Source organism: Bradyrhizobium sp. HKCCYLS3070 (genome assembly GCF_051167575.1).
Classification (GTDB): Bacteria; Pseudomonadota; Alphaproteobacteria; order Rhizobiales; family Xanthobacteraceae; genus Bradyrhizobium.
On record NZ_JBNPTI010000022.1, the window covers coordinates 1 to 15,203 of the forward strand.

General features: G+C 58.6%; 11 protein-coding genes. 4 read left to right on the plus strand and 7 right to left on the minus strand.

Annotated features, from left to right (window positions below):
• Positions 1 to 301: 301 nt before the first annotated feature.
• Entirely contained in the window at positions 302 to 2,203 is a 1,902-nt protein-coding gene (locus tag ACQR03_RS32385; RefSeq protein WP_434842347.1) for a hypothetical protein, read from the minus strand.
• Positions 2,204 to 2,674: 471 nt separating this feature from the next.
• Between ACQR03_RS32385 and ACQR03_RS32390 the strand changes: the two genes are divergently transcribed.
• Together ACQR03_RS32390 and ACQR03_RS32395 are read left to right on the plus strand one after the other, a co-directional pair.
• Positions 2,675 to 3,412 (plus strand): CHAP domain-containing protein, encoded by a 738-nt coding sequence (locus ACQR03_RS32390; protein WP_434842346.1) that lies wholly within the window; start codon positions 2,675 to 2,677, stop codon positions 3,410 to 3,412.
• A 79-nt stretch (positions 3,413 to 3,491) separates the two neighbouring features.
• Positions 3,492 to 5,048, plus strand: coding sequence for a caspase family protein (locus tag ACQR03_RS32395; protein ID WP_434842345.1), 1,557 nt, complete (start codon positions 3,492 to 3,494; stop codon positions 5,046 to 5,048).
• 125 nt (positions 5,049 to 5,173) lie between these two features.
• Here ACQR03_RS32395 and ACQR03_RS32400 read toward each other — a convergent pair whose 3' ends face one another.
• A complete protein-coding gene (locus ACQR03_RS32400; RefSeq protein ID WP_434842344.1) occupies positions 5,174 to 6,784 on the minus strand; it encodes a hypothetical protein in 1,611 nt (536 codons plus the stop codon).
• 356 nt (positions 6,785 to 7,140) lie between these two features.
• Here ACQR03_RS32400 and ACQR03_RS32405 point away from each other — a divergent pair, with 356 nt between their 5' ends.
• Positions 7,141 to 7,740 carry a tyrosine-type recombinase/integrase gene (locus ACQR03_RS32405; protein WP_434842343.1) on the plus strand — a complete coding sequence of 200 codons (600 nt, stop codon included), beginning with the start codon at positions 7,141 to 7,143 and terminating at the stop codon, positions 7,738 to 7,740.
• 77 nt (positions 7,741 to 7,817) lie between these two features.
• Here ACQR03_RS32405 and ACQR03_RS32410 read toward each other — a convergent pair whose 3' ends face one another.
• The 5 genes from ACQR03_RS32410 to ACQR03_RS32430 form a co-directional block, all read right to left on the minus strand.
• Positions 7,818 to 8,018, minus strand: coding sequence for a hypothetical protein (locus tag ACQR03_RS32410; protein ID WP_434842342.1), 201 nt, complete (start codon positions 8,016 to 8,018; stop codon positions 7,818 to 7,820).
• Between the two features lie 91 nt (positions 8,019 to 8,109).
• Positions 8,110 to 9,126 (minus strand): hypothetical protein, encoded by a 1,017-nt coding sequence (locus tag ACQR03_RS32415; RefSeq protein ID WP_315716236.1) that lies wholly within the window; start codon positions 9,124 to 9,126, stop codon positions 8,110 to 8,112.
• Positions 9,127 to 9,226: 100 nt separating this feature from the next.
• Entirely contained in the window at positions 9,227 to 9,532 is a 306-nt protein-coding gene (locus ACQR03_RS32420) for a hypothetical protein (RefSeq protein ID WP_315716237.1), read from the minus strand.
• 260 nt (positions 9,533 to 9,792) lie between these two features.
• Positions 9,793 to 11,910, minus strand: coding sequence for a S8 family serine peptidase (locus tag ACQR03_RS32425; protein ID WP_434842341.1), 2,118 nt, complete (start codon positions 11,908 to 11,910; stop codon positions 9,793 to 9,795).
• 17 nt (positions 11,911 to 11,927) lie between these two features.
• Complete coding sequence (locus ACQR03_RS32430) at positions 11,928 to 13,163, minus strand: phosphatase PAP2 family protein (protein ID WP_434842340.1); 1,236 nt, start codon at positions 13,161 to 13,163, stop codon at positions 11,928 to 11,930.
• 119 nt (positions 13,164 to 13,282) lie between these two features.
• Between ACQR03_RS32430 and ACQR03_RS32435 the strand changes: the two genes are divergently transcribed.
• Positions 13,283 to 14,986 (plus strand): hypothetical protein, encoded by a 1,704-nt coding sequence (locus tag ACQR03_RS32435; RefSeq protein WP_434842339.1) that lies wholly within the window; start codon positions 13,283 to 13,285, stop codon positions 14,984 to 14,986.
• Positions 14,987 to 15,203 lie beyond the last annotated feature (217 nt).

Here is a 15,203-nt window from a genome sequence, read left to right on the forward strand (position 1 = left end):
CACCTGCAATCCGCGTCGGGATCTGGCGCTGCGCTATGCCGAGAGCTCCGCGCCAGCTCCCGCCGCTACGACCGCCCAGATGGGCACATCAAACCGCCCGAACGAACTCAGATCTGGATAAAACTTGGGGGCAAGGTCACCCGGAACGACGTAGCGCGAATGTAACTCGTCGCTTCCAGCGCAAGTCCGCCGTAACCGCTGCTACGATTGTTGCCGATGTAAAGGTTATCCCTCCAAGACGTAGGAAGCTCTTATGAGCAGGAAATCTGCAGACGCAGAACCGCAGATTGCGTCCGCCCAACTACGTACCTTTCTTCCAAGGATTCCATCCGGACCTACACGCCTTCGAATTATAGGCCTTCTCGTACAAGCGGCGCACGTCATCTGTGAGGGGCCGAATTTCCATAAGATCGACCTTGATCTGATTGGGTTGTGGATCCGCAACTGGCTGTTTATCGAAATGTACTACAGCCTCGTAGGCATCGGGACCTTTCGCAAAGAGCACCCCCACGACGTTTGGATCAGCATCGTTATCCGAGTAGATCGATCGTTCGAAACACCCCGCTTGATCAAACTTCTTTAGCAGCAACGCGTTGACCATGTCCGTCGGGAAGATTTGGCGCGGTCCGCCCGAAACAAAGAGACTACTCTGATCATTCACCCTGAATGGCCGTTCATCATCTCCATCCTTAGCTTGGCCTACGAACTCTGTAATGGATGATTGAATTGCATCGCGCTGATCCTCCCCATACTTTATGAGGATACTAAGAGCGACAAGATACCGATTAAAGTATTTCTCTATTGGCCGAAGCTTCAAAAGCTGACCGCCCGAACTTCCACCCCCCTGATCGAATCCCGGTGGTAGCTTGAGGTGGTAATCGGCAAGATGCACCTTCTCACTTTCTTGGAAGCAGTCTGGACTCTTCTTGGTTGCGAATTTATCCAAACTGTCCAGTACATAGGCGAGCTTTGCCAACGAAACATCATTGGGCTGCAGAATATCAGAGGCGGCTTGCGTCAGCTTACTGCATGCGGAAACCCCCAATCCTGCCGGGGACGCCAAAATGGCCTGCACGTCGCTGGAGATGGGATTGGACGCGAAATATTCACGCAAGCTTTGGACGGAAGTTGACGCTTTTGGTTTGACCGGCAACGTAAGAATTTGAGCGCTCTCGAGGACTGCACCTCCGTTGGGTTGACGAACAACGCGCTGATCGAGAAGCGAATTCTTATAGGCTAACGTGACGTTGAGCTTAAACGGATAGGACGGGACATTTGGTGCCCGAAAATAGTATTGGAAGCCAATCCATCGGTCGTTCTCATATTTTAGAACTGCCTTTCTCGACAGCGCTTTTGAGACCTGAAACTGCGCTAGCTTAGCTTTTAAGTCGTCGATCGTGTTCCTGTACGTCGCACTTGCCATAACGTCCACGACGGAGAACGCAGGGCCGCCCAACAGGGACGAAAGCTTCCCGGCAACATCGAAAAGTTCACCTATTAGTTTGACGTCTATGTCCGACGTCTTCGCGTGCAAAATATCCAACCCCACTTCGATTTCGTCGTCGAATGGTCGGTAGAAAGTGGAGCTGCCGTTAAATCGGAACGAGTCGCTGATCTTCTTTATATTGAAGCCATTCTCATACTCGAACGATACGATCGGCTCGGTCCAGAAGAGTTCGCCGCTTGCTTTGGACCGTGCCGACAGGGTGACCACGTAGGTGCGCTTGTCTTTAACGAACAAAGTTCTCGCCCAGTCCAATATCGATTGCTTAAAGAGATCGATCGAATTTCCGTCGGCATCTCCGTAGTAGGTCTCGTTCGGACTACCTGCTATTTTTCGACCCACAAAATCGTATTCGACCCGAACGTATCCGGTCCCCACGTTCTGGCCGGTCAACTTGAAAAAGCGGAAGCTCGTGTTTGCTACTTTGTCTGCTACGGACTGATCCGCGATCGTGTCATCGCTCGCGAGGTCTTCAGGTGACCGGAGGTCGGATCCGCTGGGCACCTCCTCTTTGCACCAAGGATTTATCGAGCAAAGGAACCCTGCATTGGCGGAAGTCGCAAAAATTACAAAAATGAAAGAAGAAAAAGCAATCCCCAGCACTCGCCGAGACGAAAGAACCATCACTCTCCCCCCACCATCAGCCAAACGGCCATAAGCTACTAACTTTTCTTGCTCGCGACAATCGATTTGTCTCAATCTGACAACCCCTACTCGAACAGACGAAATTGAGTATCCGGGCGCCTCGGCGTCCACTCCACCCGATTACGAGCGTGCGAAAGACCTCCGGATCGGGCTATCAAGGCTTGCGAAAAGCGCAAATGACCGACGGGCCGGCATAGACTCAGCGCGCAATTGGTACCCCGCGTCGAGTTCGCTGCGGTAGCTTCTGACAGGTTCAAAATCGTTACGGCGCTACTCTGCCTCCTTTGGGCTTGGGAACGGGACACGGCCGAGCGACGACTCACTGGGTGGAAAGCCTGGCGAAAGTGTCCTTCGCGTCTGCAATAACTGGGAATGGACTTGGTTGCTGATCGCTGCATTGGGGACTTGCGATCCGAACGCATGAAGGTATCTTCTTCGGAATTGCAAACTGATTGTTTAACAACCACGAGGCATGCGTCCGCTCCCATACGCAGAATTGCTCGTTGGCAAGAAGGAGTATGAACAATGCTCAATCGACGAAGCCTTGTCTTGGGATTGTCAGGGGCTTGCTTGGCAACAAGTGTGAAGGCGCTCAATGATACGTGGGAAGCGCTGCTGACGGATGCGATTACCACGAGCAATCCTGTTACGCTCGGAAGGATCATGCTTCCAAAGGATTCGCCGCTTTGGCAACAAGCTCAGGATCAGCTTGACGCCGCGGCCAAGCAGAAGGTTCCGTATCGGATTGCAAAGTATTTCGTAACATCTCTGCCTGCGCAGTTTCAGACGGCATGGCCCGAGCCAGACAAAGCGCATCCGACCGTCGCGAACCCTCTTATCGTTCTCTTCTTCCTTTCGACGGGACTGAAACCAGCCGGCGATACTACCCCTTGGTGTTCAGCATTCCTAAATTGGTGCCTCCAGCATGCTTCGCCTAGCTTCGATGGGACAAAGGACGCTGGCTCGCAGTCCTTCATCCAAAACAATTGGGGCGAAGAAGTGTGGCACCGCGGGGATATATGGCCACCCAAGAATGCTGGACGCGGAGATGTAGCCGTATTTACTGAAAAGTCCGATCCCGCTCATGGGCATGTTGCGTTCTTTGATGGGCCTACGCCGGGGCAACCTGACCACATCGATGTGTTAGGTGGCAATCAGTTCAATAAGGCCGGTCTTCATACCTTTAGTGTTAAGTCGCTCAACATTCATGCAGGCTTAGAACTTGCATCGATTCGAACAGCAGAGGGTTTGCGTAATGTTTAAAGCAACGAGGCGCAGACTCGCTGGCTTCTTGGCTGCGTCTCTTGTCTGCGGAAGCTCACCAGCCGTTGCAAAGAGCAGCATGGCCTGGACAACGCCGCCCGCTTACGAAACCAACGGCGACGATGATTCATCTTTTGAAATTGTTGATAGTTCTGGTCAGAAGAGAAGAATATACGATCAGAGCTACGCCGTGATGATTGTTGAGGGGCGCTACACGAAAGGCTGGACTTCCCCGGAGAAGGAAGCCGAGCGCAGTTCGGCGCTTCTAAGGGATGCGCTCGAAAAGCGAGGCTTTCATGTTTTCCTCTGGAAGAATCTGACTGGCGCGCAGCTACAAACAAATCTCAACGAAATAGTTGCGAACATCGGATATCAGAACGATGCGCGACTTTTCTTCTACTATTTCGGCCATGGGACCTCAGTCGGGACGCCCGATGATACCGAAGGGCCTCGCACATTTCTTGTCCCCACCGATGCCCCTGATCAGAACGTTGACCTGCCGGGTTTTTACCGCACCGCTGTCCCCATTTCCCGCCTCCGAGGAATGGCCGGCGACATGACGCTCAAGCACGCATTCTTTGCTTTGGAAGCTTGCCGTGCAGGGGGAATTCTCTCAACGCTTGCTGCGCCGCCGGCACCTAACCCAAATGGCTACCTATTTGGCCCTACTGTGAAGAAACATGTCAGGCAGTTTTTGACGGCCGGTAATGAGAATGAAGATGTTCCGTCTGGCACGTTCACATCGCTTCTCCTGGGAGCGTTTGACGAAGGCGCTCGCACCGGTGATGGATATCTTTATACATCGGATGTCATTTCCTACGTGTCCAAAAACGCTCCGCGATACACTAAAGATTTTCCTTTAGACCCGTCCTACTTCTCCATTCCTCCGTCTGGGGGCGGCGATATGATTATAGGACGAGCGTCGTCTCCCCCTTCAAACGAAAAGCAGGCGCCGAAGCCGTCGAGTCCATCTTATCTTGCCTGCCGTATTCCGGAGAATGGAATTGAGAGTTGGGGCATCGACCAACCATGGGCCGCGCAATCGGCTTGGCTCGGCGGCGGCAATAATCAATCCAGTGTCTGTGATGGGCTTGCAGCAGCTTGGATGCAAGCGCATCCCGGTCACAGCATCCAAGTCACTTCGATGGGCGAAGAATCCAACAGGGACATATTTCAGCATGTCCAGTATCGCTATTTTTGCAAGGGCACTGAAAAAGCCAACCCTATCTATAAACTAGCGCGTTCGGCGTCGTGCGGTGTCGATCCGGGTACCCAACCTCGCTTTGTCAACAGCGAAACGGTCTATTTGGAATCTGGAGGCACATCCGATAACCGCAGTGATGCGTGCAAGCCGCATCAAACGGAAGTATGTGTGTCGCCCAGCTCGAGCAGTAACGGGATAATTCCTGGATCGGCGCGCTTCGATGTCGTCGAGCGCGGTGGCCGCGTGTATGTCGACGGCAACCCTGCTAACAGCGACCCTATCGGAACGTCCAATATTGGCTGGTTCACTAGCCCAGACAAGAATACTCCGACAAAAATTTGTGCCACTGTCTATGCTCGGACCAGCGCTTGCGAGACGAAGGTCTTCATCAAAGGAAGGCTTGTTGTTCAAGAAATTATTTCAGCGCAATGAGGCTTTGTCGTACCTCGTCTTTGATTTGCGTCTTTTTCGACCGCTCGCTTGCACCCATGAGAAGAAATGCGCGCTCCGCCCAGAGACACTCCATACACGCCAGCCCCTGTGACAGAACCAATTTATCATTCGCAGCGAGCTACACCGCCTTGCGGCGCGTTGCTCCGCACGATATCCCGGACAGTCTCATATCGCTTGTAATAGTCTGCATGAGTTCTCTTGCCGTCGAAGGTCTGCCACATCATTTTATCCAAGAGCGCGTCCTCGGCTTTGACTACATCGCCACAATTAGATAGATTCTTTCCGCTCTCGGATTCCTTGGCTTTGACTTGAACGCTGCCTCCACTGCCATTTTGATTTTCGTAGTCAGCATAGAGTATTCGCGCGAGCATGCTCTTTTGAAATAGACCCGGCAAAGCATTCGTCTTCGCAACCTGCTCTTGGAGATATTTGATAAGGCGATTGTTATATTCAGTCGTCCCCTCTTTGCTCCTTAAGCCAAGCGTCATGCCAGGGCTAGCTTTGTAGGTTATATCAAGCGCCCGTAGCGTTTCGAGCTTCATAGGAAGATTGACACAGGCCTGCATCTTTCGGGCCGTATCCAGCGCAGAATCTTCGTGTTTGGATAGATAAGCGGACAGCACTTCCCAGAAGATGCCTACTTCCGCTGGACTGTTCGCGCCAATGTCTATCTGGTGGGCTCCGAAGCTTAACCCACTCGAACCGAAAACGGCATCGCTAACCCCGTAAATGGGATCGGAAACGCGAATGCTGCCGCCCTCTATTTCGAGACCCACTTCATTCTTGGCAACCGACTTAAACAGAAGCCAGCTCTCTAACTGCTTATCTATGCCACGGGATCGTAGTTCCGCCACAAGGGATTTCGCGTCGGCAAGGCGCTTGTCAGCTGGACTATCCTTTCTTGGGTTTCGAAAGCGCCGAAGCCATTCCTGCATAAATTGATCTGATTTCGCGATATTTCTAGTTACGCAATAGCTCTCAGTTCGTCCCGACGCCATGCACGCCTCTTTTTGAGAGTCCAGCTCCGAAAGAACTTCGCCGAGAACATTCTTTCCGGATACAGCGACCGGCAACAAAGCGAACTGAGGATCTGTTACCAAATCGGAGATCCGCGCCTTGCGACTCTCAATGTCACCGGGTCGGATGATAACGGACGACCAGTATGCGGTTTTATCGCGCCGCGTTGAAAACCTGATCTCGGTGGTATCGGATCCTTGATCGTATTTGGCATCAACACATGCAATTCTTGTTTGCACAGCGTTACAAGCAAAATCGGTCTTGTTGGTCAGAAGCAAAGGAATGAACCGCGCGCACCGGTGTCCTGGCAACTGCAGCCGGATCACAGCACTTGGTGATAGGTTCTGCTTGAGCGTCTTCGACGCAAGTCCGCAAGCTGAAGTCTCGGCGATTGGTTTATAGCCAAGGCTCCCGTTGCAACTATCGCTATCCGATTCTAGGATGAGAGTTGCGCTCTCCTCCGGTTCAATCCCGCTGGACGACGCTGGCAACAGCCCCGAACTATTCAACTCGGCTTCGAGGGCAGTTTCACCACAGCTGCCGCGCCAGTAATTGCGTAGCGACTTGTCCTCGGCTTGGAGAAGCTTAATACACTGATTCATCCGGGCGTTGCGCTCAGAATTCTCCGATGCGCGAGAAGAAGAGCCCATGTGAGATACAATAAGTAGCGCCGCAACCACCAACGCCTGCCTGCGCATCGTCGCCCCCCCTGTAGTTGCAGAAATGATACTCAATTACCTGCGCGGGGCAAGGGCCTTTTCGGAACGCAAGGAGGCATGCTAGCTTAGCACTCTATCTTCGTGCAGGCTGAAATCCATCGCGCTGCACTAATTTAGCCGCCGATCACATCAGGCGTCCCGAAGTGATGGATTAATTCCCTTAGTGCTTCTTGATATGAGCCTAAGCGCCGTTTGAGCGGGGCACTCCGTACGAGCTGGGTCGGTTCTAATCGCCGCTGCACATGGTGACCTGTGACAGAATGGGTAACTCTGGGTAAGATTCAAGGTAGGTTCTTTCACACCCGGAGGAGGCTACCTGATGGCCCTCTCGCCATTTGCAATCGACCGCGCCAAGCCAAAACAGAAAGCCTACAAACTCTGACGGCGACGGCTTGTATCTTTTCGTGCAACCCGACGGCAGCAAGTGGTGGCGCTTCCGCTACCAGTTCGACCGCAAGGAGAAGATGCTTTCGTTTGGCACCAATCTTGAAGTCTCGCTCGCTTCCGCGCGTGACAAGCGTGCCGGCGCACGCACGCTGATAGCGAAGGGAATCGATCCGTCAGAACAGCGCAAAGCCGACAAGTTGGCTGCTGAAATCGCCGCGAACAATACGTTTGCTGCGGCCGCACAAGATTACCTCGATAAACTCGAACAAGAAGGCAAGTCACCGGCCACGGTTAAGAAGAACAAGTGGCTGCTTGAGGACTTGGCCTCCCCTCTTACGAAGCGTCCTCTCACGGAGATCAAGCCTGCCGAGATACTAACGCTCCTAAAGGCCTTAGAACGCGATGGCAAGCGCGAAACGGCCCACCGGCTTAGGGGGACTATCGGAAGCGTCTTTCGCTTCGCTATAGCGAACCTAAAGGCCGAGACAGATCCTACCTATTCCCACGGGGCGCACTGCTACAACCCCAGGTACAGCACCGCGCGGTAATCACCGACGAGCTACAGCTCGGAGGCCTCATGCGTTCGGTCGAACAGTACAAGGGCCGGGCCGTGGTCGGCCCCGCTCTACAGTTCATCACCTATACGTTGTGTCGCCCCGGCGAGGTTCGACTTATGCGCAAGAACGAGGTGCAGTGGGTCAAGGTAGATCTCGTAGGCATCCAGGCCGAGATCGCCGGCGAGCGAGGTGGCCTCGGTCGCCGAGGGCCACTGGCGATGGAAATAGTCGAGGACGTATTGCTCCACTCTGTCGCGCGTCGTCGTCATGGCTTCCTCCGGGATTGAGGGATTGGGACCGCGCGCTGACGGACGAAACCTGCAGGACGCGGCCTGCAGGTTTCATCTGCCGCTCGCCGCATCACTTGCCGAACAGAGGACCGACGGACGGAAGAATGACCGCCGTGACCGTTCCCTTCGCGCCGTCCGCAGACGGCTTGCCGAAGCCGAGGTTTGCAGGCGACGGGAAATTGCCTGGCGACCCTCCGCCTGTGCCCTTGCACCAGCCATTGGCCGGCGCGCCCTGGCCTCCGGGGCCCGGATTGCCCGGGCTGCCGCCCCGACCTGGGAGTCCGGCCCTCCCGCCGACATTGTTGATCCGCGAATAGCTCAGGACTTCGTAGGCAGGTCTGGTCGTGACGAAGATGAGATCGGCACCTTGTCCCCCAGCGCCGGCGTCACCGCCGCGTCCTCCGGGACCGGCAGCGCCTCCCGTCCCGCCGGGGCCGCCACCCTCCTTGCAGTCGAACAGGCTCGTAGCGCCCTCCTTGCCGTTTCCGGCCCGGCCGCCGTTGCCGCCTTTCCCCCCGGTCCCACCATCGCCGCCGTCAATGCCGCGGAAGAGAAGGACGAGGTTGAGAAGACCAGCCGGGATCGGCCCTTTCGGATCGGAGAGTTCTCCGGCGACCAGATAGACGTCGGGCAGTTGCCGGGTCTGTCCGGCCACGGCAGGCCCGCCAGGGCCGCCGGGGTAACCGGGATTGCCAGTCCGGTTGGTCTCGCCGGGATTGTCGGCGCCATTGGGACCTGCGGGGCCGTCACTGCCGACGGCGGCCACGGCCTGCGGATCGCGCTGGATGATGCTGTAGGTGTCCGGGTTGGCGAACTTGATGCGTTGCGCGGCCACCACGATGTAGGGATAGTTCAATCCGGTCAGCGTCAGCTTTGCCCCCGCCGCGAAGGAAATCTCATCCGCCTTGATGATCTGCTGCGCGAATTTCTCCTCGCCGCTGATCGGAATCAGCGTCTGCGTCAGCGGAGCCGCCTTGATCGCGGCCGCGATGTCGGGCGGCAGTGAGCCTGTCGGAATCTGCTGTTGCGCCAGAGCGACGCTGGGCAACAGCATGGCGGAGCAGGCCATCAGTCGAAGACTCTTCATCTGCAATCTCCTCACGTCATCATGATTGTTTGAAGCAGCGTCCCGCTTTCGAGACGCCGCGCCTGGACGGCGAGCAGTCATCCATGTCGCCGAACAGCGCCTAGCGAGATCCCGGAATCGGGAAGCGGACGTTTCCCTCGGCGCTGTTCCGGGTCACGTTGCCGCCGAGCGAGACATCGCGGTTGACGTTGAGCCGCGGCTCGTTGGTGGAAGGATCACGGCTGATGTTCGGATAGTTGGTCGGAGGCGGGGCTGGAGCGCGGAAGTTCTGCAACCGCTCGCTGTCGGTCTGTTGATGCGGCTGATAGGTCGGCACCAGGTCCTTGAGGTTCTGACCGGAGGCCTGGGACATCAGCAAGGGCGAGATGATCAAGCCCATCACGATACGGATATTGGATCTGCGCATTGAATCCTCCTGTGTCTCGTTTGCACGGGAGGAACTATGCCGAGGTGGTGTGAGACGATCGTCAGGACATCGCAAGAGCATCGTCAAAAATGCATCGGAACGACGCCATCTGCACTCACGCACTTGCGCTATCGCGCGCGTCGGCAAGGGCGCAGCGCAAGAGGCATCGGATCCGGGCTGGGAGTCGAGGCGCGCGCCTGTGCTGGCTCACTGTCTGCCAGCATGCTGCAATTGCGCGGCGGCGAACCAGGGAGTCGGGCTCAGCGCAAGTTTGGGCTGCGCGGATAGGTCCGCGGCGGCAGGCCGGGGTGGCCGCTCGCACGCAGGATGAAACTGCCGATACGGGCATGGTCACACGGCGAAGCGGCCACCGCGTCCTGCTTGATCGGCTCGAGCACGGCGGCGCCCGGCGGCGGGACGTCGGAGCTGGCCACGGGACCGTCGGTCACCGCAAGCGACGCAAGCACCGGGCCCGGTTGCAGCGATGCGAGATAATCTGCGAGCCGACGCACGAGTTGCGGCGCTGCCACGCTGGTGCCGCGCATCGCCACCACCGAACCGCTCCGGGTACCGGCCGCGAGCACGCCCCAATGCGCGGGCCCCTGGTCGGCGATGGCAGCACAATCGGGCTCGGCGCGCCCCGGCGTCGGACCGCTCGCCGTATAATCCGTCGGCTGGCCCGCGGCATCGACGGCGCCGACCACGAGCGCGCCCGCACCGGTCGCGAGCGCCGACAGTGTGTCCTCGCGAGTCATGGGGCAGCCGCTGCTGTCCGGATCGCTGTAGCTGCCATCCAGCGCCGCACGCTGATAGCCCCCTGCATGATCGAAATAGGACTGACGTCCATGCTGCACGTAGCCCAGCGGGGTATCGTCGCGCTGGATGTAGAGATGTGCGGTCAGCGGCGCCTCCGATCCGTTGGTGACGGAAAGCCGCCAGCGTCCGGCCGGCGCTGGATGCCTCACGCTCCAGCGCGCGGTGGTCGGATTGACCGACAGATGAAAGCGGACGCGATCGGGCTGGCCGGCCACCTTGGCCAGGTGGCCATTGATGGCGGCGATCGGCTTGCCGTCATCCTCCAGCACCTGCACATCGCCATCACCGAATCCATCGATCATGCGCGGCACATCGCCGGGCGGCGTCAGGCTGACGCCGACGCGCGGCCATTGCTGCGCGATCGCTTCGCCGTCGAGCCAGATCTCGAGATGATTGGACGTACCGTCATCCGGCAGCATGATCCAATCGATCTGATCGGAGGCGCCGGGCTGCACAACCATCCGGCCCGTCGTCCGCTCGCGATAGCTGTTGCCGGCCGGCAGCACCAGATAGGTCGGGCCGCCGCGTTGGTTGCGACGCTCGATCATCCGCGACAGAGCCTGCTCGATCTCGTGGCTGCCGTTCTTGGGGCCGGCCGCGATGCCATAGCTGAAATTGATGACGAGCGGCAGCTTCGGGTTGATCCGGTCGGCCCACAGCATGATCTGGCGCGCCCCCTGCAGCACGTAGCTCGCCATGGTAACGCCGGTCGTATCGCTGGACACCGGCGACGGCAGCTGCACCGCCAACAGAGGCCGCTTGCTGCCGATATCCTCCGCGGTCGGATCGTAGCCGCCGGAGAGATCGAGGATGTGTGTGCCGTGCGAGACGCGTTGCGCCAGCGGCTTGCGTTGTTCATTGCCGAAATCGGTCATGCCGAACGCGCGATAGATGTCGGCCTCGCTCGCATTCGCCGCAAACAGCGCGTCGAGCTCCTCGCCGGTGAGCCGCTGCCCGGCGGCAACGCCGAAATCCTTGGTCCGGCGCTCGACATCCTGCAGCCAGATCGCTCGGATGCGCGATCTGCCGCTCCTGCTGCGAAAACGGCGGTTGGCAAAGGCGATGCCGTCATCGATGACGCCGATAGCGACCTGCCGCGTCAAATCCGTCAACGGCTTGCCGAGATCGGTCGGCGCGGCGATGCCAGAGTCGAAGCGCAGGCCTGGAATCGGCGGGCCGACATGGATCGCCGTGAAGAGACCGTTGGCGGCAGTGCGATTGGCGATGTCTTCGGGCCGGTAGATGAAGAACTGCACATCGCGCGGATCGTCCGGCGGCGGGACGCGACCGATGCGGATGTCGTCGATCAGCTTCGTCAGCAGATCGAATTCGTCGGCCGACATGCGGATGGTCAGCGCGTCAGCAGGCTCGTCCGGCTCGCGGCCGGCGGCCACGATGGCGGCCAACTGGCCGAGATGGGCCACATAGCTGCCGTTGGCCTCCGGCAGCAGTTGGATCTGCACGCTGCACCAGTCCAGCCTCTTGCCGAGTGGCCTGTTGCGCAACTCCCAGTCCAGATAGGGATTGGCTCGTTCGGCCCGATCTCCTCGCCAGTCTCTCATGCGCCTGTCCTTTCGTGTCAGCCGACGATCAGGCGGCACTCGGCGAGCGCCTGCGTCCAGAGATGCTGCAAGATCGGCGAGGCTGGAACGGTCGATGGCGTGCCGGCCTCGATGATCGCGCCGCCGCCACCCTGCTCGCTGGCGACGTTCGCAGCAGCCGTTCGCCTGTAGGACATCGCCAGCACATCGTCGTAGCGGAAATCGTCGTTGAACCCCCGCCCGTCGAACTTGCGCATCGTGACCTGGCCGCAGCCAGAGCAGCGCGCAATGAACAGCTCCGCCAAGGTCCAGCCCAGCACCATACCGGCCACGCTGTCGACCGGAAAATGCACGCCGGCGACCGTCCGGTTGATGGCAATGCGCTCGGCGTGGCGCATCAGCTGCACGAACACTGGATCGGTCGCATCGACATCGTCTCGCCCGGTCCTAGCCTTGCGCATGAGCGCATTGATCACGAAGGCCGCAGCAAAGGATTCCGTGGCATGGCCGCTCGGCAGCGACCCATGCCCCGGCGTCTGGATCATCGGCTGTATCTGCGGTGAGTATTCGATTGGGCGCCGGCAGGTAAGCGCATGCTTGACCCGCATTTCGATCGTGGTCGTCACCTGCAGGATCAGCGCCAGCAGCTCGGCGGTGTGCGGGCTGCGGCTCGGATTCCAGTATCCGACCAGGCCCAAGAAGCTGGTGAAATCGTGCAGCTCGGCCAGGATCTCGCTACTGCGTTCCATCCGGAGCGCGGCATAGTTGAACACCCAAGCCGCTTGTTCGGCGAAGTCCGAGGCATTGGGACGGATCATGTGCACGATCGGCGTGAACGTCTCATCGCTGCGGCCACGGTACTGAAGCGAGATCGAGGTCTCGCCTTCGTCATAGACAAGGCCCGACAACAGCTCGCCAGCGAAGATGCGCAGTCGCACGTCGCGCGACCAGCGATCGAGCGCCTCTGGCCCGGCAGTATAGTGATCAGGCGTGTGTGACGGCTGGTTCCAGTAGCCGACGACGCCCTCCCGGCTGGTAATCAGCGCGCGTGCGCGCGATGAGGCGCGGACACGGCGGCCCTCGCCGCTCTCACCGCTTTCGCCGCTTTCGCCGCTCTCACCACTTTCGCCGCTTTCTCCGCTCTCACCGCTTAGCCATGCCATCTGCCGCCTCCCTGCCTGGCCCGGCGGACTTGCTCCGCCCGTTACCACTGAATGGTCGTTTTGACGGCACGCGCGGTCAAGCCGCGGGCCTTCGAAATGACGGCGTTTCACGGATTTTTCACGTTGACAGCAAGGGTGTTGGAGACTTCACTACTCAATCATTGGTTTCCGTATTTTCACGACTGATTACATCATGGTTGTGGGCGACGAATGTGAGCTCCGATCCAAAATTGCTGATCAAGCTTCTTGGTCCGTTCCGCGTGGTCAAGGCTTCTGGCGAGGATTGCACGCCTAGAGGACGCAAGGCTTGCGCCCTCATTGCGATGTTGGCGCTGGCGCGTGAGCACAAGCGGTCGCGGGTCTGGATCCAGGACAGGCTCTGGGGGAGCCGCGGCAAGGAGCAAGGCGCGGCCAGCCTTCGCCAAAGCCTGACCGAAATCCGCAAGGCGCTGGCCGACTGCCGCTCTCTGCTGTGCGCCGACAGCTTCGTCATTTCGCTCGATCCAAAGCTATTTGAGACCGACATCGCCCGTTACGCTACCGCGTCACCACTGCAGGAGATGGCGCCTCCCCAAGGTGAGCTTCTTGAAGGCTTTGACATTGCAGAGGAGGAGTTCGAGGATTGGCTGCGCGAGGAGCGTGCGCGATTCCAGATGCACGTCGCGCCGTCGCCTGACCTCCGCCACGCTGCCAATCTCGCGACCGATCTTGCAGCGCACCTGCAGCCCGCCGATGAGCGGCCCTCGCGAAACCGAATCGTCCTGATCCCCGGCTGCCGGACAGGCCCGTCGGATACTGCGGTCGTGACGGACAGCCTCGTCGATTCCATCGCCAAGACGATCAAGGAACTGGGCGTAGCCACGATCCAAGACCGGCGCGACATGAGCGCGTCGGCGGCCTGGCCGGCGGACATTTTGCCTGGCGATGGCCCGATTGGTGACGATGGCTCCTCGGCCGGCACGCTCTCCCTGCGTTCTGATGTGTTCGGATCTGACACGAGCAAGATCGTTCGGCTCGCGCTGTTGCAGCGCCCTGCCAACACGCTGGCATGGTCGTCGACATTGCAGATCAACGGCGAGGGTACGCTCGACCTGAACGACACCAATGTGATGAGAACCATCAACCTGGTGGTCAACTTCGCCGTCGATCAACTCGCTCATATCAAGGATGGCGCTCCGAGGTCTGCCTCCCATCTATGCTATGCTGGTATCCTGCGCCTGTTTCGACTTGGCAGAGCCAACTTCGAGTCCGCCGACAAGCTGTTCGCGGCTGCTTTCGCGGCCGAGCCACGCGGCATCTATCTCGCGTGGCGCGCCTATTTGCGCACCTTCATGCTCGCCGAGCGCCAATTCAACTGCCGCCAGACGCTTGAGGCGGAGGCTTTCGATCTGATGTACCGGGCGCTGGAGCTCGAACCCTACAACTCCTATGTTGCTGGCCTGAGCGCGCATGTCCATTCCATGATGCGACGCTCGTATGTTGCCGCCTATGAGCTGGCCGAGCGAGCCATTCAACTGAACCACGCCAACCCGATCGCCTGGGCCTGCCTGGGAATCGCAAAGAGCTATCTCGGCAAACCAGAGGACGGCTTCCAGCACACATTGCTTGCCCGTACGATCGCTGGTGCGGCACCTTTCCGTTTTCAGCTCGATGCCCTGAGCTGCATTGCGGGGACCATGGCGGGAGAACTCGACAAGGCCGTCCATCTTGCAGAAGCCAGCCATGCTCTTGCTCCGACCTTTGCTCCACCCTTGCGATATTTGTCAGCTCTCTATGCCCATAATGGGCACCGTGAGCTTTCTTTCGAGATGGTTCGCAAGCTGCAGACAACGGAGCCGGACTTCTCATATGACAAGCTGAGGGATAAAGCCTACCCCGCGGCTGGCCTGCATCGAACGTCAATCATCAACTCGCTGCCAGCCCGACAGTTCTAGCGGCGTCACACTTCATCCGAGAGACCATGGAGCGGCGATCCACGAGCGCCTGACGGTCTAGAAGAGCCTCGCGTTGAGGCAATCAGCTCCGCTGGCGTGCTCAATCCGCATGTCGTTCCCGCAAACCCGAACATGCATCGTCGCTGGAAGCGATTCATTTCGCTGCCGCATTTCACGGCTTCTGGATCTCGCCAGCTTGCAGGAATGCTCGCGAAAC

Coding starts and splice junctions, on each gene's coding strand:
- ACQR03_RS32390 (WP_434842346.1), top strand. CDS start 2,675: ATGCTCAATCGACGAAGCCTTGTCTTGGGATTGTCAGGGGCTTGCTTG.
- ACQR03_RS32395 (WP_434842345.1), top strand. CDS start 3,492: ATGGCCTGGACAACGCCGCCCGCTTACGAAACCAACGGCGACGATGAT.
- ACQR03_RS32400 (WP_434842344.1), bottom strand. CDS start 6,784: ATGCGCAGGCAGGCGTTGGTGGTTGCGGCGCTACTTATTGTATCTCAC.
- ACQR03_RS32410 (WP_434842342.1), bottom strand. CDS start 8,018: ATGACGACGACGCGCGACAGAGTGGAGCAATACGTCCTCGACTATTTC.
- ACQR03_RS32415 (WP_315716236.1), bottom strand. CDS start 9,126: ATGAAGAGTCTTCGACTGATGGCCTGCTCCGCCATGCTGTTGCCCAGC.
- ACQR03_RS32420 (WP_315716237.1), bottom strand. CDS start 9,532: ATGCGCAGATCCAATATCCGTATCGTGATGGGCTTGATCATCTCGCCC.
- ACQR03_RS32425 (WP_434842341.1), bottom strand. CDS start 11,910: ATGAGAGACTGGCGAGGAGATCGGGCCGAACGAGCCAATCCCTATCTG.